The 23,484-nt window shown below is 71.4% G+C and carries 16 protein-coding genes and 2 pseudogenes; 9 read left to right on the forward strand and 9 right to left on the reverse strand.

Annotation, left to right across the window (positions count from 1 at the left end):
• Positions 1-67: 67 nt before the first annotated feature.
• The 3 genes from QF034_RS14775 to QF034_RS14785 all read left to right on the forward strand — a co-directional run bounded on the left by QF034_RS14775 (position 68) and on the right by QF034_RS14785 (position 8,369).
• The gene (locus QF034_RS14775; RefSeq protein ID WP_307175401.1) at positions 68-2,074 is read left to right on the forward strand and encodes a glycosyltransferase family 2 protein; all 2,007 of its coding nucleotides are present in this window, start codon (positions 68-70) and stop codon (positions 2,072-2,074) included.
• A complete protein-coding gene (glxA, locus tag QF034_RS14780) occupies positions 2,071-4,011 on the forward strand; it encodes a radical copper oxidase GlxA (protein WP_307175402.1) in 1,941 nt (646 codons plus the stop codon). The genes QF034_RS14775 and glxA overlap by 4 nt, the downstream gene beginning before the upstream one ends.
• A gap of 152 nt (positions 4,012-4,163) precedes the next feature.
• Entirely contained in the window at positions 4,164-8,369 is a 4,206-nt protein-coding gene (locus tag QF034_RS14785) for an nSTAND1 domain-containing NTPase (protein WP_307175403.1), read from the forward strand.
• Here the strand turns inward: QF034_RS14785 and QF034_RS14790 are convergent, their stop codons facing one another.
• From QF034_RS14790 to QF034_RS14815, 6 genes are all read right to left on the reverse strand, one after another.
• Positions 8,370-9,404 (reverse strand): glycoside hydrolase family 6 protein, encoded by a 1,035-nt coding sequence (locus tag QF034_RS14790; RefSeq protein WP_307175404.1) that lies wholly within the window; start codon positions 9,402-9,404, stop codon positions 8,370-8,372.
• 332 nt (positions 9,405-9,736) lie between these two features.
• Complete coding sequence (locus QF034_RS14795; RefSeq protein ID WP_307175405.1) at positions 9,737-10,426, reverse strand: class F sortase; 690 nt, start codon at positions 10,424-10,426, stop codon at positions 9,737-9,739.
• Positions 10,427-10,428: 2 nt separating this feature from the next.
• On the reverse strand, positions 10,429-11,226 hold the full coding sequence (locus QF034_RS14800) for a hypothetical protein (RefSeq protein WP_307175406.1): 798 nt from the start codon (positions 11,224-11,226) through the stop codon (positions 10,429-10,431).
• A 121-nt stretch (positions 11,227-11,347) separates the two neighbouring features.
• Positions 11,348-12,127: an HAD-IIA family hydrolase gene (locus tag QF034_RS14805; RefSeq protein WP_020274149.1), complete on the reverse strand. Its 780-nt coding sequence runs from the start codon at positions 12,125-12,127 to the stop codon at positions 11,348-11,350.
• A 142-nt stretch (positions 12,128-12,269) separates the two neighbouring features.
• Positions 12,270-13,049, reverse strand: coding sequence for an LPXTG cell wall anchor domain-containing protein (locus QF034_RS14810; RefSeq protein WP_307175407.1), 780 nt, complete (start codon positions 13,047-13,049; stop codon positions 12,270-12,272).
• Positions 13,050-13,194: 145 nt separating this feature from the next.
• On the reverse strand, positions 13,195-14,655 hold the full coding sequence (locus QF034_RS14815) for an ROK family protein (protein WP_370880945.1): 1,461 nt from the start codon (positions 14,653-14,655) through the stop codon (positions 13,195-13,197).
• Between the two features lie 169 nt (positions 14,656-14,824).
• Here QF034_RS14815 and QF034_RS14820 point away from each other — a divergent pair.
• From QF034_RS14820 to QF034_RS14830, 3 genes and pseudogenes are all read left to right on the forward strand, one after another.
• Positions 14,825-15,923 (forward strand): annotated as a pseudogene (locus QF034_RS14820) (Gfo/Idh/MocA family protein).
• Positions 15,924-16,000: 77 nt separating this feature from the next.
• Positions 16,001-16,441: pseudogene (locus tag QF034_RS14825) on the forward strand (heme-degrading domain-containing protein); the annotation flags it as partial.
• 134 nt (positions 16,442-16,575) lie between these two features.
• Positions 16,576-17,442, forward strand: coding sequence for an LLM class F420-dependent oxidoreductase (locus QF034_RS14830; RefSeq protein WP_307175410.1), 867 nt, complete (start codon positions 16,576-16,578; stop codon positions 17,440-17,442).
• Positions 17,443-17,540: 98 nt separating this feature from the next.
• Here QF034_RS14830 and QF034_RS14835 read toward each other — a convergent pair whose 3' ends face one another.
• The 3 genes from QF034_RS14835 to QF034_RS14845 form a co-directional block, all read right to left on the reverse strand.
• Positions 17,541-18,398: a fumarylacetoacetate hydrolase family protein gene (locus QF034_RS14835; RefSeq protein WP_307175411.1), complete on the reverse strand. Its 858-nt coding sequence runs from the start codon at positions 18,396-18,398 to the stop codon at positions 17,541-17,543.
• A gap of 144 nt (positions 18,399-18,542) precedes the next feature.
• Positions 18,543-19,250, reverse strand: a complete 708-nt coding sequence (locus QF034_RS14840; protein ID WP_307175412.1) for a YidC/Oxa1 family membrane protein insertase — start codon at positions 19,248-19,250, stop codon at positions 18,543-18,545.
• 97 nt (positions 19,251-19,347) lie between these two features.
• Entirely contained in the window at positions 19,348-19,659 is a 312-nt protein-coding gene (locus QF034_RS14845) for a DUF6412 domain-containing protein (RefSeq protein ID WP_307175413.1), read from the reverse strand.
• Between the two features lie 240 nt (positions 19,660-19,899).
• Between QF034_RS14845 and QF034_RS14850 the strand changes: the two genes are divergently transcribed.
• The 3 genes from QF034_RS14850 (at position 19,900) to QF034_RS14860 (ending at position 22,746) form a co-directional block, all read left to right on the forward strand.
• Positions 19,900-21,375 carry a glycoside hydrolase gene (locus tag QF034_RS14850; RefSeq protein ID WP_307175414.1) on the forward strand — a complete coding sequence of 492 codons (1,476 nt, stop codon included), beginning with the start codon at positions 19,900-19,902 and terminating at the stop codon, positions 21,373-21,375.
• Positions 21,376-21,486: 111 nt separating this feature from the next.
• The gene (locus tag QF034_RS14855; RefSeq protein WP_307175415.1) at positions 21,487-22,503 is read left to right on the forward strand and encodes an SEC-C domain-containing protein; all 1,017 of its coding nucleotides are present in this window, start codon (positions 21,487-21,489) and stop codon (positions 22,501-22,503) included.
• 27 nt (positions 22,504-22,530) lie between these two features.
• On the forward strand, positions 22,531-22,746 hold the full coding sequence (locus QF034_RS14860; protein ID WP_307175416.1) for a DUF5988 family protein: 216 nt from the start codon (positions 22,531-22,533) through the stop codon (positions 22,744-22,746).
• Positions 22,747-23,484 lie beyond the last annotated feature (738 nt).

A 23,484-nucleotide genomic window follows, 5' to 3' on the forward strand; every position in this document is an offset into this window, starting at 1 on the left:
GGGGGACCTGCCGCAGACGGAAGGAAGCGACGAAACACGCGGTGTCCGCGTGTGGGGGGAATGACTCATGACGTCGAGGCCGACGGGCGCCCGACAGCAGGACCACGACCCGTCCCAGACCACCCAGCTCAGGGTTCCGGCACATCGGATGAGCACCACGGGGACGTTCCGGCGGATCAAGAAGACGCTGCCGAGATACGACTACGAGCACTACAGCCGGCTCGCGGGTCCCCTCACCCAGCCTGATCCGACCAAGCCGTACAAGGTGCAGTACCGGTCGCTGATCTCGCAGGAACCGCACCGGATGAGAGTCGCGCTGATGCTGGCCGCGGCCCCGGTGCTGTCCGTGGTACTGCTGGTGTGGCTGCTCCAGCCCGAGCACTGGACCGAGCGCGACTACCCGGCCTTCGACTGGCTGCCCGCGCTCGACATCGTGATGCTGGTCTCGATCGGTCTGATCGAGTTCTTCCGCTGCATGAACGTGGTGTCGAACGCGCACGCCACCCTGGTCGCCCGCGACCCGATCCCGGTGGTACCCGAGACCGGCACCAGAGTGGCCTTCCTCACCTCCTTCGTGCCCGGCAAGGAACCGCTGGAGATGGTGACGAAGACCCTGGAGGCGGCCGTCAGGATCCGCCACCGGGGCCTGATGCACGTGTGGCTGCTCGACGAGGGCGACGACCCCGCGGTGAAGGCGGTCTGCGAGCGCCTCGGCGTGCACCACTTCTCCCGCAAGGGCGTCGCCAAGTGGAACCAGGCCAAGGGCCCGCACCGCGCCAAGACCAAGCACGGCAACTACAACGCCTGGCTGGAGGCGCACGGCGACGACTACGACTTCTTCGCCTCGGTCGACACCGACCACGTGCCGCTGCCCAACTACCTGGAGCGGATGCTCGGCTTCTTCCGCGACCCGGACGTCGGCTTCGTCATCGGCCCGCAGGTGTACGGCAACTACGACAACCCCATCACCAAGGCCGCCGAGTCGCAGCAGTTCCTGTTCCACGCGCTGATCCAGCGCGCGGGCAACCGCTACGGCTCCCCGATGTTCGTCGGCACCTCCAACGCCGTGCGCATCAAGGCGCTGAAGCAGATCGGCGGTCTGTACGACTCGATCACCGAGGACATGGCGACCGGCTTCGAGATGCACCGCCACAAGAACCCGGCGACGGGCAACAAGTGGCGCTCGGTGTACACGCCGGACGTGCTGGCGGTCGGTGAGGGCCCGAGCGCCTGGACGGACTTCTTCACCCAGCAGATGCGCTGGTCGCGAGGGACCTACGAGACGATCCTCAAGCAGTACTGGAAGGGCTGGTACTCGCTGCCGCCGAGCAAGCTCTTCAACTACACGATGATGATCATCTTCTACCCGATGTCGGCCCTGAACTGGATCCTGGCGGCGCTGAGTTGCGCCCTGTTCCTGGGCCTGGGCGCCTCGGGTGTGAACATCGACCCGGCGGTCTGGCTGATGCTCTACGGCAACGCCTCCGCGCTCCAGATCGGTCTGTACGTCTGGAACCGCCGGCACAACGTCTCGCCGCACGAGCCGGAGGGCTCCGGCGGTGTGGCCGGCATGGTGATGTCCGCGCTGTCGGCGCCGCTGTACGCGAAGGCGCTGATCGACTCCGTGCTGCGGCGCAAGAGCAAGTTCGTGGTCACGCCCAAGGGCGACTCGGCGAGCCCGGACCGCTGGTTCGGGACGTTCCGCTACCACTGGTACTTCGTCGCGATCTTCGGCGCGTCGATCACGGCCGGCTTCGTCTTCGGCCACTCGCACCCCGCGATGATCATCTGGGCGACGTTCGCGCTGCTGATCACCGCCTCGCCGGTCTTCGCCTGGCGCTGGCAGCTGCGGCAGGACGCCAAGAAGCCCGCCGCTCCCGCCGTGGAGCAGCCCCAGGACCCTGCGGGGCCGCACCGGACGCGGCCGCTGCCCATCCCGCAGCAGCCGTCGGCGGCGCATCCCCCGCAGCACAAGCCCGGTTGGGCCGCCACCCCTGGCGCAAACGGGGAGGTCGGGGGGACCGACCAGACCATGCAGATCGCCCTTGGTGGACTTGGGGGACGTAAGGAATGAACGACCGTGCAGGCCGCCGCCGGGCCCGTCGATTCGCGATCGGCACGGCGGTGGTACTCGCGCTGGCCGGGATGAACGGGCCGTGGCTCTACCGCTTCAGCACCGAGAAATACCACCAGTACACAATCAACAAGCCGGAGTACAAAGCCGCGAACGGCAAGTGGGAGATCATCGAGTTTCCCGAGGAGTACCGGCAGAACACGATCCACGCGGCGCTGCTGCGCACCGGCAAGGTGCTGCTCGTCGCGGGGTCGGGCAACAACCAGGACAACTTCGACGCGAAGAAGTTCGACACCCGGATCTGGGACCCGGTCAAGGGCACCATCAAGAAGGTCCCCACGCCCAGCGACCTGTTCTGCACGGGCCACACCCAGCTCGCCAACGGCAACCTGCTCATCGCGGGCGGCACCAAGCGGTACGAGAAGCTCAAGGGTGACGTCACCAAGGCCGGCGGCCTGATGATCGTCCACAACGAGAACCCGGACAAGCCGATCACGCTGCCCGCCGGCACGAAGTTCACCGGCAAGCAGAACGGCAAGACCTTCGTCTCGAAGGACCCGGTGCTCGTGCCGCGCGCGAAGAAGGTCTTCGACAAGGCGACCGGCAAGTTCCTGCGCAACGACCCCGGCCTCGGCCGGATCTACGTCGAGGCCCAGAAGCGGGGCCGGAAGTACGAGACAGGCACGCAGGACAACTACCGCGTGCAGGGCCTGAAGGGCGCCGACGCCAAGAACACCTACGGCATCGCGCAGAAACTCGCCCTCGACAAGAAGGACTTCCAGGGGATCCGGGACGCCTTCGAGTTCGATCCCGTAGCCGAGAAGTACATCAAGGTCGATCCGATGAAGGAGGCCCGCTGGTACCCGACGCTCACCACCCTGAGCAACGGGAAGATCCTCAGCGTCTCCGGCCTCGACGACATCGGCCAGCTCGTCCCCGGCAAGAACGAGGTCTTCGACCCCAAGACCAAGAAGTGGAGCTACACGGGCAAGATCCGGCAGTTCCCGACCTACCCGGCGCTGTTCCTCATGCAGAACGGCAAGGTCTTCTACTCGGGTTCCAACGCGGGCTACGGGCCGGACAACGTGGGCCGTGAACCGGGCGTGTGGGACGTGGACACCAACAAGTTCACGAAGATCCCGGGCCTGAGCGACCCCACGCTGATGGAGACGTCGGGCACGGTGCTGCTGCCGCCCGCGCAGGACGAGAAGTACATGGTGATCGGCGGCGGTGGCGTCGGCGAGTCCAAGGAGTCCAGCGAGAAGACCCGGATCGTCGACCTCAAGGCCGACAACCCGCGCTTCGTGGACGGCCCGTCCCTGGACAAGGGCACGCGCTACCCGCAGGCCTCGGTCCTGCCCGACGACAGCGTGCTGATCTCCGGCGGTTCGGAGGACTACCGCGGGCGCGGCGACTCCAACATCCTTCAGGCACGGCTCTACGACACGAAGAAGAACGAGCTCCGGCGGGTCGCCGACCCGCTGGTGGGCCGCAACTACCACTCCGGGTCGATCCTGCTGCCCGACGGTCGCGTGATGTTCTTCGGCTCGGACTCTCTGTACGCCGACAAGGCCAACACCAAGCCGGGCGAGTTCGAGCAGCGCATCGAGATCTACACGCCGCCGTACCTCTACGGCGACGGGGACCAGCCCTCGCTGTCGGGCGGGCCGCAGACCATCGAGCGCGGCGGGACGGGCACGTTCACCTCGTCGGACGCGTCCAGGATCAAGAAGGTCCGGCTGATCCGCCCGAGCGCCTCCACGCACGTCACGGACGTCGACCAGCGGTCGATCGCGCTGGACTTCAAGGCGTCCGGCGACAAGCTGACGGTGACCGTGCCGGAGAACCGCAACCTGGTCCAGGCGGGCTGGTACATGCTGTTCGTGACGGACGACCGGGGCACGCCGAGCAAGGCGCAGTGGGTCAAGGTGCCGTAGGAACCGGCTGATCGGGGCGCTCTCCCGCGCGGAGGGCGCCCCTTTCGCATGTCCGGGTGTTGACGGGAAACCGGCTTGACGCGCGCCCGGCATCTGGGTTCCCTCGATACGAGATCGACACGTGTGGCGGGCGGTGGCGGGGGAAGCGGGAGATGACCGAGTCGACCACGTCGGACCCGGTGGCCGAGGAGGTCCTGGCCGCCGCGACCGTGCAGGTCACGGGCAGGGACGGGCACATCGGCGGCCTGGGGGTGCTGATCGCGCCCACACTGGTGCTGACCTGCGCCCATGTCGTCCTGGAGGCCTCTGGGCGGCCGTCCCACGAGGAGGAGCTCCCCGAGGGACCCCTCGGTGTCCGTCTGGTCCTGCGCGACGGCGAGCCGGTGGACGCCGTCGTCCAGGACTGGGTGCCCGTCCGTGCGAACGGCACCGGGGACATCGCCGTACTGTCCCTGTCCCACCCGCTTCCGCAGGCCCGGCCGGTCATGATGGTGGCGCCCCGGGACGTCTGGGACCACAAGGCCATCGTTTTCGGACTGCCGAGGGACGACACGGGCGGCGGCTGGCACACCGCCCGGCTGCGCGCCCGGACCGGCACCGGCCGGCTTCAGATGTCGCCGCTCGACGGGCAGTCGGACCCGATCCAGCCCGGCTTCAGCGGCTCCGCCGTGTGGGACGACGACCTCGGTGCCGTGGTCGGCATCGTCGCCTCGATCTCACCGGCACACCGCGGGCAGGCCTTCTGCATCCCGACCCGCACGGTTCTCGACGAACTCCCCGATCTGGCCGAACTGCTCGCGCCCGACTCCCCGTTCCCGGGCCTGCGCCCGTACACCGAGGAGCACAGCGCGCACTTCTACGGCCGGGACGAGGACGTCACCGCGGTCGTCGACCTGCTCTGTCCGCACGGCTCGCCCGAGGGCTGCGTGACACTGACCGGGCCCTCCGGCTCCGGCAAGTCCTCCCTCCTCATGGCGGGCGTGCTGCCCCGCCTGAAGGAACAGGACGTCGAGGTCGTCACGCTGCGCGCGGAGGGCCGGCAGCCGGACGCCGAGGCGATACGAGAGGTGCTGCGGACCCACCGCTCGGCACGCGGACTCGTGCTGGCCCTCGACCAGGCGGAGGCGCTGCTGCTGCGCCCCGAGGAGGAGCTGCGCACCCTGGTCGACGCCCTCCTCGACGCCTGCCGGCACCCCGGAGTGGCGGTCCTGGTGGCGCTGCGCACCGACTTCCAGGACGCGGCCCTGCGCCACCCGGAGCTGAGCCGGCTGGTCGGCGGGGCGCCCGCCCACCAGCTGGGGCTGATGACCCGCGAGCAGCTCACCGAGGTGGTCCGGCTGCCGCTGCGGGCCTTCCCCGGCGTGGAGTACGACAGCGGACTGGCCGACCGGCTCATCGAGGACGCGGCGGGCCGGCCCGGAGCCCTGCCCCTGCTCGGGTTCGTCCTCACCACCCTGTGGGAACGGCAGGTCGGCGGCCGGCTCCGCCTCGACACCTACCGCGAACTCGGCGGCCTCGGCGGGGTGCTGAGCAGCAGGGCGGACTCCGCGTGGCAGCGGGCGCTGCGGGGCGCGTCGGAGGATGCCGCGACCGGGCTGCTCCGCGCGCTGGTCCAGATCCCGCCCGGCAGCGGCACGGCCCTGCGCGCCCGGCTCGCCCGCCGCGACGTGGGCGAGGAGCAGTGGGCCATCGCCCGCGCGCTCGCCGAGGCCCGGGTCCTGGTGCTGGGCGCGGACCCCGAGCGGGGCGAGACGGTCGAGCTGGCCCACGAGGCCCTCATCGAACACTGGCAGCCGCTCGCGACGCAGCTGGAAAAAGACCGTACGTTCCTCACCTGGCGCGGCGAACTGCGCTACGACCGCGCCCGCTGGTGGCGGGCGGGACGGCCGGACGGTCTGCTGCTGGAGGATCCGGCCCTGTCCGTGGCGGAGGGGTGGCTCGCGCGGCGGCGTGCCGAACTGACGGCGGAGGACCGGGAGTTCATCGAGGCGAGTGCCGGGCTGCGGGCACGTAAGGAGCAGGAGAGCGCGAGGTCCGAGCGCCGGAAGCGGTATCTGCGGGTGCTGTGGGCGGTGGTCACGGTCCTGGCCGTCGTGGCGGCGGCGGTGGTGTCCGTGCTGTATCTGAACCTGCTGACGGAACAGCGGCGGCTGGCTTCGGACCGGTTGGCGCAGCAGGCCGCGAGCTTCGACAGCACGTCGTTGACGGCCTCCTCGCTGTATGCGGTCGGGGCGTATCGGGCCGAGGCCCGGCCGGACGCGCGTTCCGCGCTGCTCGCGCAGTACCTGCGGTCGCAGGACGTGGAGCGGGTGGTGATGGAGGGGCGGAACGACGTCGAGGACATCGCCCTCACGGACGACGGCTCGTTCGCCTACACCGTGCTGGCCAGCGGGGACTTCGTGCGGCTGGACCTGCGGGGGAAGAAGATGCCCAGACCCGTCCTCTTCTCGAAACGGCGCGACACCGACCGGATCGCCGTGTCGGCCGACGGGCGGAGGGTGGCCCGGGCGAGGGACTGGGGTGTGATCTCCCTCGGCATACCGCTCTCCTCCGACCCGGACAAGTTCCGGGTCATGGCCCTGCGCGAGGGCGAGGCCGTGAAGAAGAACCCGCGCGCCCCCAACGACCTGCGCTTCGACGGGGACGGGAAGCGGGTCCTCGCCGCGATCCCCCGTGAGGGCGTGCTCGTGTGGAACGCGGACGACGGCCGCCGCACGGGCCGTACCCTGGCCCCGCCGCGCGGCTGGGACGCGGCACAGGCCTGGTTCGCCGCGGACGACACGGTCGTGGCGCGGATCGTGCCCTCCGGGGCGAAAGCGGACGACGTACGGGGCAGGCTGGTCTCCTGGGACCTCGACCGGGGTTCGCTGCGTCGCCCCTGGGACGAGCGCGCCACCGCCTCCGCGACGGTCAGCGGCAACGGCCGTGTCCTGGTCACCTGCACCGAGCAGGGCGCACTCGAAGCGTGGCGGCTGGGCACCACGCCCCGGCGCTTCCAGAACTGGAGCAACAGCTTCCCGGGCCTGTGCCCGCTCTACACGCCCCGGCTCGACGCCACCGGCCGCTACCTGGTCAATCCCACCGGGCGCATCGGCAGCGACCTGGGCCGGATGCGGTTCCTCGTCATCGACCTGGAGAAGGGCTGGCCGGCCACCTTCGACACCCCCGCCGCGGCCGCCGAGGACCAGAACATCACCGGCCGCTCGTTCGCTCCGGCGGTCGCGCTCGCCGGCCCTCCGGACCACCTGCGCGCCGCCGTCGCCGTCGGCGGAAGCATCGTCACCGTACGCGTCAAACCGCCCACGTCCTTCGACTCCAACTCCCTGATCAACCGCATCCGCACACCGGACGGACCGAGCGGCAAAATGGCGGTCGTCGACACCAGCGGCAGCGGACTGCAACTGTGGAACCTGGCCGACCACCGGCTCCTGGCGACCGCGCGCCCGTCCCGGCCGCTGGCCCGGCTGTACGCCGCCTTCAGCCCGGACGGGCGACGGATGCTGACCATCGCCCAGGACGAGCGGACAGTCCTCGTCTGGCGGATCGACGGCTCTTCCCTCAAGGAGGAGCACGTCCTCGAACTGCCCGCCCCTCCCGGCATCACGGCTTCCGGAGCGGACCCGCAGACGGGACTCGTCCCGTCCTGGATCAACCTGAGCTTCTCCGACGACGACCACGCCGTGATCTCGGGGCTGTCGTACGTCTCCCGCTGGAATCTCGACACGGGCAAGCCGGTCGGCGAGATCTACCAGCCCCCGGTCCAGGAGCGCGCGCAGCTCGCCAATGAGGCGGCCGGCACCTTCGCCACCGCCGTACCCGGAAAACCGCAGGCGGTGGTGCGGACGGTGGCCGAGATCGGCGTCTGGGACTTCACCACCGGTGAGTTCAAGAGGTGGATCAAGAAGGACGACGACGACCGGTCGGTCCGGTCGTTCGCCCTCTCCCCCGACGGCAGGATCCTCGCCGTGCAGTACGCCGGCGGCCGGGTACGCCTGCGGGACCTGCAGAAGAAGACCTGGCTGCAGAACCTCACCAACAACGGCGTCTACTACCTCGGCCGCTTCCTCGGCGACCGTCTGCTGCACACGACCACCGCCGCCGGTGAACAAGTCGTCTGGGACATCGACAAGCGCCAGGACACCTACCGCTACTACGTGGGCTACGGCTCGGTCCTCTCACCGAGCACCGACGGCACGTCGCTCACGGTCGTCGACGGCTCCCGCACCTCCGTGATCCCGCTCGAACCCGAACACTGGATGGACCGGCTGTGCGCCCTGGCGGGGCGGGAGCTGACCGAGTACGAGAAGGAACTGGCCGTCGATCCCGACCTGGTCGGCGATGTGTGCCCGGCCTTCTAGTCAGGAACTCGCCCTGGCCAGCTTCAGCGCGTAGTCCGCCCACCACTGGCCCGCCTTCGGCCCGCCCTTGCACTCGCCGTCCGACTCCCCCGGCCGTTTGACCCACAGGTACGCGTCGACCAGCGGGTCCGCCGTCTTGGTCGTCGGTGTCTCGCCCAGGGCGCGGCCCGGCGGGTTGCACCAGCGTTCGTCCGGGCTGCCCTGGGTGTAGGGGCCCTTGCCGTTGCGGCTGGTGTCGATGACGAAGTGCTTGCCCGCGACCTTGGCGGAGAGCTGCTTGCCGTAGGCGATGGAGTCGTCGGTGGAGTAGAAGTTGGAGACGTTGACGGAGAAGCCGTCGGCCTGGTCGATGCCGGCCCACTTCAGCGGCTCGAAGATCTGGTCGGGGTGCTGCCAGCCGGCGTTGCCCGCGTCCAGGTACACCTTCGTGTTCTTCAGGAACTTCAGCTTGGCGACGGCGCCCTTGAGCAGGTCGTAGCGCTCCTCGTGGAACTGCTCCGGGGTGCAGCCGTCGACCAGGTGCAGCAGCGCGTCCGGTTCGAGGATGACCGTGGCGGAGCGGCCGCCGATGCCCGTCGCCACGCCGTCGAGCCACTCGCGGTAGGCGTTGCCGTCGGCGGCACCGCCCTGCGAGTACTGGCCGCAGTCGCGGTGCGGGATGTTGTAGAGGACGAGCAGTGCCGTACGGCCGGCCTTGTCGGCGGCCTCGGTGAAGCCCCGGGTCTGCTCCTCGGGGTTGTCCGGGCCGATCCACTCGGCGACCGGCTGCTCGGCGATCTTGCGGATGTGCTCGGCGTCCTGCTTCTTGCCGGCCTTCTCCAGGGCGGCGACCTGCCGGGCCGCGGTGCCGTCCGGATTGACCCAGAACGGGGCGGTCTCCTTGGGCTGTTGTGTGATTCCGGCGCCCGCGTCGGCGCCCTTGTCCGATCCGTCTCCCCCATCGGACGAACACCCCGTGATCAGCAGTGCCGCCCCGAGCACCACCGCGGACATCCGCCTCCCGGCGGACGGCCCTGCCCCCCTGCTGCCGTACATCCAACTCCCCCTTGGGTGCAGCGTTCCAAGTCTCAATCCTGACATACGTCCCGCGACGCCCATGAGGTCGAACCCACGTGTGCGGGTGACGCAGAGCCACCGTATCGGGACTTGGCGTTATTCAACCTCTAGGCCCGGGCGGGCCGTTGGTTCTAGAGTCTTTTCAGCAGGGCCCGGCCTCCGGCCAGAGTTTCACCCACCGTGGCTCCCGCGGCCTCCCGCGCGGCTCGCCGGGTTACTCCCGCAGCCCGTGCGCGCGCGGTCGAGGACCAGCCCGGTCGGCGACTTCAGGGGGAGCGGGTCGTCGACCGGGCTGGGGGGCGCCCGAGCTGCTAGAGGCCGGTTCCCGTCAGGTACGCCGACACCACCACGTTCGCCGTGTAGCTGTGGGTCGTACGGTCGAAGCTGCCGCCGCAGGTGACCAGCCGCAGTTCGGCCCGGCCCGACTCGCGGGGCCCGTAGGCCTGGTGGGCGTCGAAGTGGTCGCGGGTGAGGACCTGGACGGACTCGACGGTGAACTCTGCGACCTTGGCGTCGGCCCGGACCACCCGGATCGTCTGGCCCGGCCGCATGGCACTGACCTTGTAGAAGACGGCGGGCCGGGTCTCGGTGTCGACGTGACCGACCATCAGCGCGGTGCCCGGCGCCCCGGGTGCCACGCCGCCCGCGTACCAGCCGACCACGCCCGGCTGGTCGTACGGCGGCGGATCGAGCGCCCCTCGCGCGTCCAGACCCCGCGCCACCACGGGCGCCTGCACCCCGAGCCCGGGGATGTCGACGCGCTGGGGCAGCGCGTCGGCGAGAGGGCGGTGGGCGGGGGGCAGTTTCACGTCCGGGGGCCGGCCGGCCGCCGCCATGTCGCCCGTGGTGGGGGCGGAGATGCCGTGCCGTACGTCGGTCACCTCGCGGCCCCACAGCCACAGCCCCAGCAGCAGCACCGCCCAGGTCACACCGCCCAGCAGGCGGCCGGTGCCCGAGGAGCGGCCCTTGATTCGTTCCTGTTCCCGATCCTGTTCGGACATGGTCAGTCCGTTCCACGGCTCCGGCGGACACCGCCCAGCGCGACGACCACCGCGGCGACGCCCGCGAGCACCAGGCCGGTCACCCCCTGCGCCGTACCGGGACCGGCCCCGCGGTCCTCGGCGGCGACCAGGTCCGCCGCGCCGCCACCGCCCGCCTGAACCGGGGCGACGGGCGAGGCGTGCGGGCCCGGCCGCCGGGGGACGGACTGCTGCTCGTCGCCCACGGGCGTGGACCTCTGCCCGTGCCCGTCTTCGCCGGGCGCGGACGACTGCCCACCGCCCTCGGGGACGGGGGGCCGGCCTACGGTGCCGGGTGCGGGTGGCTGACCGGCTGTCCCGGGTGCGGGTTGCTGCCCGATCGCCCCGGGGGCGGGCCGTTGCGCGATCGTCCCGGGTGCGGGCGGCCGGCCGCCGGTCCCGGAGACGGGCGAAGGCTCGTCGGTCCCGGACGCCGAGCGCCGCCGTCCCTCACCCTCCCGGACGGTGAACGTGCCGGCCCGTTCGGCGTCCCCGCAGGTGACCTTCACGGCGTACGTCCCCGCGTCGAGCGTGGAGCGGACGCGGCTCTCGCCGACGAGTTCACCGTCGGTGACGGTGAGCCGCGCGTCCGCGACGAACGCCGCCGAGCGGGCGACGGCCGTTCTCTCCGCACAGTCGGCCACGCGGAGCGTGACGTCACTGCCGGGCGCGGGGGTCGCCGGGGTCACCGAGACGCCCCCTGCGTCCGCCGCGTACGCCGCCGGGGTGAGGGCGGCCGCGACCAGGACGCTCGTACAGACAGTGACTCTCAGTGAACCCATCGTGAACCTCCAGACGCCTGGAGCCTCCCCCGCACGGTGGGCCACCGCATCCTCAGGGACGCGGCGACTGCTCCGTACGGGTGGCGACGGGTTTGAGCTCCGGCCCGCTGCCTCCCGGGGCTCAGACCCGGTCGACGAGGTCCGCGATGGAGTCGACGACCTGCGACGGCCGGTACGGGAAGCCCTCGACCTGGTCGGGCCGGGTCAGGCCGGTGAGCACCAGGAACGTCTGCATCCCGGCCTCCATGCCGGCCAGCACGTCCGTGTCCATGCGGTCGCCGATCATCGCGCTGCTCTCCGAGTGCGCCCCGATGGCGTTCAGCCCGGTCCGCATCATCAGCGGGTTCGGCTTGCCCGCGAAGTACGGCTTCTTGCCGGTCGCCTGGGTGATCAGCGCGGCCACCGCGCCGGTCGCGGGCAGCGGGCCCTCGGTGGACGGGCCCGTCTCGTCGGGGTTGGTGCAGATGAAACGGGCACCGCCGAGGATGAGCCGTACCGCCTTCGTCATGGCCTCGAAGGAGTACGTGCGGGTCTCGCCGAGGACGACGTAGTCCGGCTCGTGGTCGGTGAGGATGTAGCCGATGTCGTGCAGCGCGGTGGTCAGGCCGGCCTCGCCGATGACGTACGCCGACCCGCCCGGCCGCTGGTCGTCCAGGAACTGGGCGGTGGCCAGGGCCGAGGTCCAGATGGACTCGATCGGCACGTCCAGGCCCATGCGGCGCAGCCGGGCGTGCAGGTCGCGCGGGGTGTACATCGAGTTGTTGGTGAGGACCAGGAAGGGCTTCCCGGACTCGCGCAGCTTCTTGAGGAAGGCGTCGGCGCCGGGGATCGGTACGCCCTCGTGGATGAGCACACCGTCCATGTCGGTGAGCCACGACTCGATGGGCTTGCGGTCTGCCATGTGCGGGATCTCCTGCCGTACGCGTGCCAGCGTGCGCCTTGGGGCCAGGCAGCTCCCAGCCTAAACAGTGGCGGGATCTTGGGGAATGGCCCGCATACGGCATCCCGACAGACGGGACGGTTCTGCCCAGCGGCTCGGCGGCTCAGCGGCGCCGGCGCGCGAGGAGCAGTGCCCCGCCCCCGGCGAGCAGCATCACCGCGGCGGCCGCGGCGACCTGGCCGCCGGTTCCCGTACGGGCGAGTTCCTCTGCGAACGGGAAGCGGTCCTCGCGGGGCGGGACGGAGGCGTCGGGGTCGGGGTCGGGATGGGAGTCGGTACCGCCGTCGGTCTCCGACTCACCCCCGTCGATCGGCCCGCCGTCCTCGATGCCGAAGCGGTAGTCGTTCGACTGCCCGACCCAGTCGCCGTCGTCGTCGTGGCGCTGCACCACGGCGGCGTTGACGGTGACCTTGTTCGGTACGGCGTCCGAGGTGACCGCGAGCCGCACCTTCACGGAGACGGTCTTCCCGGGCCCCACGGTGAACCCGGCGAAGTGGTCCTGGTCGTCGGCGAACGCCCCGATGAGCTCGTCCTCATCACTCTTCTCGAACCGCACGGGGTGCGCCCGCGCCCCCTCGAAGAACTCCAGCCGGGGCTGCGAGGGCGCCAGCGCCCGCTTGTCGTCGACGAGCACGACGACCGGATGGATTCCGGTGCACGGCCGGTCGGTCGTGTTGGTCAGATCGACGTACCAGGTCCCGAACCCGCCCCCGGCCTCGTAGGCGCCGGGCCCGCCGTGGATGCGGGTGGTGAGCGGGAAGGTGTGGTCGTCGGGCGCGGCACAGGCGGGCGCCGGCTCGTCCGCGTACGCCGGATGGGCCCCGGTGAGCAGAACGGCGGCTGCCGCCGCGAGGCAGAGGTGAGCGGTCGTGCAGAGTCGCATGGAGATGTGACATTGCCGGACGGAGCCGTTGGCTAGCCGACGTCGCCGGGAACGCCCCCGAACGGCGGCGCGAATCCGCCCGGTCGGCGGACACCTGAGGCGACCGAACAGGATCCTCAGCGACGCCCCAGCGCCGGCACACCCCTCACCCGACCCCCCGCCCGAACACCGGCCCCAGCACCAGCTGAGCCGCGCCCGCCGCCACGACCCGCCCCCCACCCGGTGCGACCCGCACCGGCACGGCGTCCTCCCCCGTCCGCCGCGCCCGCGCCGCCAGTACCGCCCCGACCCCCCGCACGAACGCCTCCGGCGCCGCGGCCACCGTCCGGCCGCCCAGCAGGACGACGTCGATGTCGAGCAGCCCCACCAGGTTCGCCGCGCCCGTGCCCAGCACCCGAGCCGCCTGCTCCACATCTCCGCGCGCGACCGCGTCGAGGCACAGCGCCTCCACGCAGCCCCGGTCGCCGCAGGTGCAGGGCGGGCCGTCCAGCTGGATCACCTGGTGGCCGAACTCCCCGGCCCCGGTCCGGGCTCCCCGGTGCACGCTCCCGCCGATGACCAGACCGGCCCCCAGCCCCGTACCGAGGTGCAGGTACGCGAAGGAGCCGCTCTCGCCTGCGGCCGCCAGGCCGAGCGCCGCCGCGTTGGTGTCCTTGTCGACCACGACCGGCACCCCGAGCCGCTCCGCGAGCGCCTCCCGCAGCGGGAACCCGTCCCACTCGGGGAAACCGGTCACCCGGTGCAGCACACCCCGGACATGGTCGAGCGGCCCGGGCAGCGCGACCCCCACCCCGAGCAGGGAACCGGCCGGGGCGAGGAGCGGCCCGGCGGGCAGCGCCTCGGCCGCCGCCTCCCGGGCGGTCTCCGGACCCGTCGCCGGCAAGCCTTCCGTCGCCGTCTCCCGGGCGGACTCCGGCCCCCTCCCCCGCAAGGCTTCCGTCGCCGTCTCCCGGACGGACTCCGGCCCCGCCCCCCGCAAGACTTCCGTCCTCGCCTCCCGGGCCGTCTCCCCCGCCGCGTCCCGCAAGACGTCCGCCGCCGCCTCCCGGACGGACTCCGGCCCCGCCCCCCGCAAGGCTTCCGTCCCCGCCTCCCGGGCCGTCTCCGCCGCCGCGTCCCGCAAAACGTCCGCCGCCGCCTCCCGGACGGACTCCGGCCCCGTCCCCCGCAAGACTTCCGTCCCCGCCTCCCGGAGGGCCTCCGTCACCACCCCCCGCAAGCCTTCCGCCACCACCACCCGCACGGTCTCCGTCACCGCCGTCAGCACCGCCCGTGCCCCGGCCCCCAGATCCAGCGCGGCCCGCCGCTCCCCCACCACCGTCCCGCGCAGATCCACGAGCACGGCCCGGACCTCGTCCCGGTCCAGGTGGACCCCCACCGCGTGCCCCGCCTCGGGCACCAGCCGCAGCACCGTGCGCGGCTTGCCTCCGGTCGACGCGCGGCGCCCCGCCTCCGCCACGAGTCCGTCCTCCCGCAGCCGGGCCGTGATCTTGCTGACCGCCTGGGGGGTGAGGCCGGTCCGCTCGGCGAGTTCGAGCCGGCTGATGCCGTCGGGCCCGGCCGTGCGCAGCAGGTCGAGCACCAGTGAGGCGTTGTGGCTGCGCAGGGCGAGCAGATTCGCCCCGCTCCCTGTCCCCCCGCTCCCTGTTCCCCCGGTCCATGTCCCTGCGGCGCCGTGCATGCCGCCCACTCCGCCCGTACGGTCGTCCGCCCTGTTCACGCCCCCATTGTCCCTGGCGCTTGCACTTTGGCAACAGCGTTGCGAAAGTGGTGGTATGACTGGCACACCCCTCGGCACACCCGGCACACCCGGCTCGCCCCTCCGCGTCGGCCTCGTCGGCTACGGCCTCGCCGGCTCCGTCTTCCACGCCCCGCTGATCGCCGCCACCGAGGGCCTCGCCCTCGACACGGTGGTCACCTCGAACCCCGAGCGGCAGCAGCAGGCCCGCGCCGAGTTCCCGGACGTGCGCCTCGCCGCCGGCCCGGACGAGCTGTTCGACCGGGCCGCCGAGCTCGACCTGATCGTCGTCGCGTCGCCGAACAAGACGCACGTGCCGCTCGCGACCGCCGCGCTCCGGGCCGGACTGCCGGTCGTGGTCGACAAGCCCGTCGCGGGCACGGCGGCCGAGGCCCGTGAGCTGGCCGCCCTGGCCGAGGAGCGCGGCCTGCTCCTCTCCGTCTTCCAGAACCGCCGCTGGGACAACGACTTCCTCACCCTGCGCAAGCTGCTGTCCGAGGGCGAGTTGGGCGACGTCTGGCGTTTTGAATCACGCTTCGAGCGCTGGCGTCCTAAGCCGAAGGGCGGCTGGCGGGAGTCCGGCGACCCCGCAGAGATCGGAGGTCTGCTGTACGACCTCGGCAGCCATGTCGTCGACCAGGCGCTGGTCCTCTTCGGCCCGGCGGCCGCCGTGTACGCGGAGTCGGACATCCGCCGCCCGGGCGCCGAGACGGACGACGACACGTTCATCGCGATCACGCACACCAGCGGCGTCCGCTCCCACCTCTACGTCTCCGCGACGACCGCCCAGCTCGGCCCCCGCTTCCGCGTCCTGGGCTCCGCCGCCGGCTACGTCAAGTACGGCCTCGACCCCCAGGAGGCCGCCCGGCGCGACGGCCCACCGCCCCGGGCCCGGCTGGGGCGCGGAGCCCGAGTCGCTGTGGGGCCGCGTGGGCTCCGGAGAGTCCCCGGTCACGGGAGGCGGCCGGCCCGAACCGACCCTCCCGGGCGACTACCCCGCCTACTATGCGGCCGTGGCGAAGGCCCTGCTGGAGGGGGCCCCGAACCCGGTGACCGCCCTGGAGGCGGCCGCCGCCCTGGACGTACTGGAAGCCGCCCGTCGTTCGGCCCGCGAGAAGGTGACGGTGACCCTGTGACCCACAAGAGCAACCCTTCGCACAGCCAGGAGCTCACCCCGAAGTTCCACCCGGAGCTCACCCCGAGCCTGGAGGAGCTGGAGAAGGAGGAACGCCGCCTGGTGTTCCGCCAGTTCACCCACGACGACGCCTGGGAGCTAGGCTCGCTCCTCGTCGGCATGGCCCGGGAGCGGCAGGCCCCGGTCGCGATCGACATCCACCGCGCCGGCCAGCAGCTCTTCCACGCGGCGCTGCCCGGCTCCACGCCCGACAACGACGCCTGGATCGCCCGCAAGCGCCGGGTGGTGGAGCGCTACGGCTCCGCCTCCTACCTGGTGGGCGCCCGCTTCCGCGCCAAGGGCACGACGTTCGAGGAGTCCTCGCGCCTCGACCCCGACACGTACGCGGCGCACGGCGGTTCCTTCCCGATCACCGTCGAGGGCGCCGGCGTGATCGGCACGGTGACGGTGTCCGGGCTGCCGCAGCTCCAGGACCACCGGTTCGTGGTCGAGGCCCTGGAGCGGTTCCTGGACCGCTAGGGCCTGTTGGAACAGGGCCTGTTGGATTCAAGGCCTGTTGAACTCAGGGCCTTGGAATCATCAGCGGCTCCCTCCGGTTGGCACCTGCAGTACGCGTGATCAAACATGGCGCCCAACCGGAGGGATCCCAACCGATGACCACCGCTCTGAAGGAAACCGTCGGCCGGTACGGCATCTGGAGCGTAGGCCTGCGCTCGGAGGACCCCGACCGGCGCGGCGAACTCGCCGAGGCCGCCGCCGAACTGGAGGAACTCGGCTACGGCGCCGTCTGGCTGGGCGGCAACAGCTCCGCCGCCAACGCCGCCCCGCTGATCGAGGCGACCTCGAAGCTCACCTTCGGTACCAGCATCCAGAGCATCTGGCAGCACGAGCCGGACGCCACCGCAACGGCCTTCGGGGAACTGGAGGCGGCCCACCCCGGGCGCTTCCTGCTGGGCCTCGGTGTGAGCCACGCCAAGCGCGAGGAGCAGTACTCGCGTCCCTACTCGGCCCTCGTCGAGCACCTCGACGGCCTGGACGCCGCGGGAGTGCCGGCGGACCGCCGCCTCCTGGCCGCCCTGGGCCCGAAGTCGCTCCGGCTGGCCCGCGACCGGGCGGCGGGCTCGATCCCGTACCTGGTCACCCCGGAGCACACCGCGCACGCCCGCGAGATCCTGGGTGAGGCCCCGCTGCTGGCCCCGGAGCTGGGCGTCGTCCTGGAGACGGACCCGGCCCGCGCCCGCGCCCTGGCCCGCGAGTTCCTCGGGATCTACCTCCCGCTGCCGAACTACACCAACAACTTCCTCCGGCACGGCTTCACCGAGGACGACCTGAAGGACGGCGGCAGCGACCGCCTGGTCGACGCCCTGTTCGCCTGGGGCGACGAGACGGCCATCCGCGCCAAGATCGACGCCTTCTTCGAGGCGGGAGCGGACCACCTCGCCCTCCAGGTCCTGGACGGCGAGCCGCGCGACGCCCTTCCGAGGAAGGCATGGCGCGACCTGGCTTCCGCACTGGCGTGAGGGGAGCGCCCTAAGGGGCGCGGGGAACTGCGCGACCGGCCACGGACTGCCCGCAGCCGAGAACCGACCGCAGTTCCCCGGCTCACCCAGCGGAGCGCCTACGCGTCCTTGAACTCCTGCCGCTGCCGCCCGAGCCCCTCGATCTCCAGCTCCACGACATCCCCGGCCCGCAGGAACGGCTTGGGCTCGGGCGCCCCCAGCGCCACCCCCGCCGGCGTCCCCGTGTTGATCACATCCCCGGGATACAGCGTCATGAACTGACTGAGATACCGCACGACCTCGCCCACCGGGAAGATCTGCTCAGCCGTCGTGCCGTCCTGCTTCAACTCCCCGTTGACCCACAGCCGCAGCGACAGCCGCTGCGGATCCGGCACCTCGTCCGCCGTCACCAGCCACGGCCCCAGCGGATTGAACGTCTCGCAGTTCTTGCCCTTGTCCCAGGTCCCGCCTCGCTCGATCTGGAACTCCCGCTCGGACACGTCGTGCGCCACCGCGTACCCGGCGACATGCGCGAGCCCCTCCTCGGCGGACCCCAGGTACCTGGCCGTACGCCCGATGACGACGGCCAGCTCGACCTCCCAGTCGGTCTTGCGGGACGCGCGCGGCACGAGCACCGTGTCGTGCGGCCCGACCACCGTGTCCGGCGCCTTCATGAAGAGGACCGGCTCGGAGGGCGGCTCGGCACCCGTCTCGCGTGCATGGTCGTGGTAGTTCAGCCCGATGCAGACGATCTTGCCGATCCGCCCCAGCGGCGGCCCGATCCGCAGCCCGGTGGCGTCCAGTACGGGCAGCTCACCGGCGTCGGCGGCAGCACGGACGCGTTCCAGCGCCGCGTCGTCCGCGAGCAGCGCCCCGTCGATGTCCGGCACGACGCCCGACAGGTCCCGCAGGGTCCCGTCGGCGTCGAGCAGTGCGGGCCGCTCGGCCCCGGCCGTACCGACTCGCAGCAGCTTCATGATCACGTCTCCCTCGATCGCGGGCGCCCGCCGGAGGCATACGACCCGGTTGCGGCGGGGCAGCCATCGGAGGACTGGTCGATCCTCCAAGCTGGGAGTCCACTCCGCAATACCCCGTTCACCTACTGGACCCTGCCCGCCGCGTCACCGGTACAGAACAGCCCGCTCGACGACACTCCACGTCGTACTGGTCACGACGTACAGCGCGGCGGCCAGCGGTACGACGGCCACGGTGACGAGGGTGAAGAAGGACATGAAGGGCATCACCTTGGCCACCGCCCCCAACCCTGCCACCTGCTGCTCACCGGCCGGAAGGGCCGGACTCGCGGCCATCGTGCGCTTGCTGAGGCGGTAGCTGAACACGGCGACCCCGGCGACGACCGCGAACAGCCCGGCGTAGACGAGCCCCGCCCCGTCGAGGAGACCACCCTGGAGCGCATCCGCCCACCGCTCCCCCAGCGGCGCGGCGAACAACTGGTGGTCGAGCAGCGCATTGGCCCGCCCGCCGATCGTGTCGCTGGAGAACAGGTGGTAGAGCAGGAAGAACGCGGGCACCTGGAGCAGCCCGGGCAGGCAGCCGGCCAGCGGTGACACCTTCTCCTCGGCGTGCAGCTCCAGTACGGCCCGCTGGAGCTTCTCGGGGTTCTTCCCGTGCTTCTTCCGCAGTTCGGCGATCTTCGGCTGGAGCGCGGTGCGGGCCTTCTGGCCGCGCGCGGCGGCCCGGGACAGGGGGTGGACGAGGAGTCGTACGAGCGCGGTGAACAGGACGATCGCGGCGGCGGCCGCGGAGGCGCCGAACAGCGGCTGGAGGAGGTCGGCGAGTCGCTCGACCAGCTGGGCGAAGACGGACATGGGTGAGCCCTCCGGGGGGTCTCGTCGTGCCGGGAGTGGGACATGGCGGCATGACGACCCGCGCGGGGCCGGCTCTGTGAACGTGCTGGCTGTGGCCCTACGCGACGGTCGCCCGGAGGGCGTGTCCGGGTGCCCGGGGCCGGGTGCGCCCCCGGGCGTCGGGATCGCGTTGCGGCAGGAAGGCCGTACGGAGGTCACGGTCGCGGATGGCCGTACGCACCCGGGTGCGCGGCACGGCGGGCGCGCAGCGCGAGCCGACGACGGCACAGAGCGTGAGCGCGGCAGAGGCCGCGGCGGTCGCGGCGAGCGCGACGGTGGCGTAGAGGCTGCCGGTGTCCAGCAGCGCCACTTCCAGCACCAGGAAGAGCAGCACGAGAGCGGGACGCAGACTCGCCCGACCGCGGACCATCGGCTCCCCTCCTCCCGAACACTCGCTCGCTCGACTACCCGTTCTCTTCGCTCTGTTCGTTATACAGGATCGCTCCGACGGTCGCGTCCGAGACTTCGTACACGGGTTTGAGAAAGGCTCGTCGCAACTCTCGACAACCCACCCGCCACACCCGATGCTTCTCGTTGCCATGAACGGGCCACCCCGCGACGCCGGGCTTCCGGGGACCGGCGCCTGCCCCGATTCCCCTACGGAGGAGCCGTGATCCGACGCAGAACCCTGCTGACCGCAGCAGGCGGTACCTTCCTCGGCAGCGCCCTGGCGACAGGCACCGCGCACGCGGACGCCACGATCGCCGTCAACCCCTCGACGACGTACGGCACCTGGGAGGGCTGGGGCACCTCCCTCGCCTGGTGGGCCAACGTCTTCGGCGCCCGGGACGACTTCGCGGACCTCTTCTTCACCACCAAGTCGGTGACGTACAACGGCAGATCGCTCCCCGGCCTGGGCCTCAACATCGCCCGCTACAACCTGGGCGCGTGCAGTTGGAACAGCGTCGGCGGCGAGACGATGGTCGCATCACCGAACATCCCCGCCTTCAAGCAGATCGAGGGCTTCTGGCAGGACTGGAACAACGAGGACCCCGCCTCCTCGGCCTGGAAGTGGTCGGCGGACGCCAACCAGCGCGCGATGCTGGTGAAGGCGACGCAGCGCGGCGCGATCACGGAGCTCTTCGCCAACTCCCCCATGTGGTGGATGTGCGGCAACCACAACCCCTCGGGCGCGGCGGGCGGCGGCAACAACCTCCAGACCTGGAACTACCGCCAGCACGCCTCCCACCTGGCGGCGACGGCCCTGTACGCCCGCGACCACTGGGGCGTGAACTTCGCGACGGTCGACCCCTTCAACGAGCCGGCCTCCACCTGGTGGACCGCGACCGGCACCCAGGAGGGCTGCCACATGGACCCCGCGGTCCAGGCGGCCGTGCTCCCGTACATGCGCAGCGAGTTGGACAAACGCGGCCTGACGAACCTCCGCATCTCGGCATCGGACGAAACGAACTACGACACGGCCCGCTCCACCTGGGCATCCTTCAACTCGTCCACCAAATCCCTGGTCTCCCAGGTCAACGTGCACGGCTACCAGGGCTCGGGCGGCCGCCGCGACCTGCTCTACACGGACGTGGTGACGACGTCCCGCAAGAAACTGTGGAACTCCGAGACGGGCGACAGCGACGGCACGGGCCTGACCATGGCGTCGAACCTCTGCTACGACTTCCGCTGGCTGCACCCCACGGCGTGGTGCTACTGGCAGGTCATGGACCCGTCGACGGGCTGGGCGATGATCGCCTACGACGCGAACACCCTCCAGCCGACCACGGTCCAGACGAAGCACTACGTGCTGGCCCAGTTCAGCCGCCACATCCGCCCCGGCATGACGATCCTGGACACCGGCGTGAGCTACGCGGTGGCGGCGTACTCGGCGTCGACCCGCCGCCTGGTTCTGGTAGCGGTGAACACGTCGACGTCAGCCCAGACCCTCACCTTCGACCTCTCCCGCTTCTCGACGGTGACGGGCGGCACGAACGGCGCGGTGCCCCGCTGGAACACGGTGACGACGGGCGGCGGCGACCTCTACACCCCCCGCTCGGACATCCGCCTCAACGGAAAATCGGTAAGCGTCCCCTTCGCCGCAAAGTCGGTCCAAACGCTCCAAATAGACGGAGTGACCCTCTAGTCCCGGGCGAACTGTAGAGCCGGGATGACAAGCATGGGGAACCCGCGCAGGTCAGGCGTCTGGCCTGCGCATCCCGCACGCTCGTCACCTCCCGGCAGTACGGTGTCCCCCATGCGCCCCGACTCGCCTGCCGAAAACGTCGACCACACCGCCGAGGCGGCACGCCTGGAGCGGACCGCCGGCCTGTATCCCGAGGACTCCGAGGCCCTGCTGCTGCGCGCCGCGGCCCACCTGGAACTCGCCGGCGACCGCCCCACGGCCACGGCCCTCTACGACCGTCTGCTGTCCTCCACCGACGGCTTGGACAACCCCCACCTGGTACGGGCGCTCAAGGCGTCGAACCTCTGGGAGTACGGCCACGAGGCCGAGGCCAGGGCGATCATCGAGGGAGTCCGGGCGGCGTCCCCGCGGGACCCGGCCCCCTGGGTGATCATCGCGGAGGCCCTGGAATCGCACGACGAGCTGGAAGCGGCGCACGACACGTTCACGGAGGCCGTCCGCCTCCTCCTGACCGACGTACCGGAACCCCCGCAGCCGACCCACCCCCTCCTCTTCGGCCGCCACAGGATCCGCCGCATGCTGGGCACGTCCCACGACGAGTGGGACGCGCTGGCGGACACGGTCCACTCCCTCCCGATCACCCTGGACGAGCTGCACGACCCGAAACGGGTCTGGTCCCTGGGCTCGGAAAACCCGGCGGAACTGGAGGCGGAGATCACCCGCCTCCGAGCGGAACTGGGCGCCTACCGGGAAGCCCTCTCCCGCCCCTTCCCGGTAGCGATCCTCCACTGGCCGGCGAGGGAACTCGCAGAACTCCTGGAGGCGTACCCGACCCTGGCCGCGGAATACCCCTCCCACGAGACCCACCTCGCGACCATAGAGTCCGCCCTACGAGAACTCGCCTCCTCCGGCACCCCGAACCTGGGCATCGTCACCGGCACGGTCCCGTCCTACGAGGCCTTCGCAGCCTCGGAACTCTCCTCCCCGACCGACGCGACCCTGCTCCCCCAGTACGCCACGACCCTGGCGGCGAGGGGGCGGGCGGTGGCCTGGCCCCCACAGAGCACCGCGGCCTGCTGGTGCGGCTCCGGACAACCGTACGGCGCCTGCCACGGACGCACGGCCTGACACGGGCACCGGGTCCTCCGGCCCACCATGGACGACCTGGCAGGCAAGATCGCGCCGGTCGTCCCACCCGGCCAGGAACTGAAGATCCCCCACCACGGCGGCTACGAGCACTACAACGTCACGACCCGCCACGAGGAGACACCGGAGGGCCTGGCAACGGTGTACCGCTGGTGGGAACGGACGGAGAATCGCCGAGTAGCCGGGGCAGTGCCGACCCGGGCCGGCCCCACGGAACTGCCATGACACGACCCCCGTCTTCCCGGACGACAGACGACTGACGTCGGCTCCCGGGGGGAACGTCACGTGGACCAGCCCTGGCTCACGATCACACTCATCATGGCCGCCGCCATGACGGCCTTCGGAATCTGGAACCTACGCATAGCCCAACGCCAGCACCGAGCCCTCTCCCGCCTCGGCGTCCGGGGCATCCGCACCAGGGGCGAGGTGGCCCGAGGCCCCCGCCGAGAGGGCCCCACCGTCCACCCGCCCCAGGTCCGCTACAAAGCCCCACCAGTCGACCGCCCCAACGCCCCGGCCGACCAGACGTACCGCCGCACCCCTCTCAACCACGAGCAGCACCCTCTCCACGCCGGAGTCCCGGTCGTCCTCCGCTACGACCCGAGGGATCCACGCCGGGTGGTGGTCGTACACCAGAAGGACGGAAGGCCGGCGAACGTGTCGTACTCGGCGGGGGCGCATCTGGCTTGGGGGGTCTCTTGCGTGCTGCTCGGGTTAGGGATGGGAGCGGGCGCGTTCTGGTGACGCCCCGGACGCCTCACTCCACCGGCGACCCGCCGCCGAACCGACCCGGCGTACGCCGAGCTGCTGACGCATTCACCCACGCCGGTTGCCTGGAGCCAACCAGTTGCGCTCCCCACCTGCGGCCCCCCGCCTCTCCGGGCCGCCCGCTCGCTTCTCTCCCGTGCTGGAGCGGCCCGGGTCAAGGGTGGCCCGCAGGGCCATCGGCGCGAGCCGACGCGG

This window comes from Streptomyces africanus, from assembly GCF_030816955.1.
Lineage (GTDB): Bacteria > Actinomycetota > Actinomycetes > Streptomycetales > Streptomycetaceae > Streptomyces > Streptomyces africanus.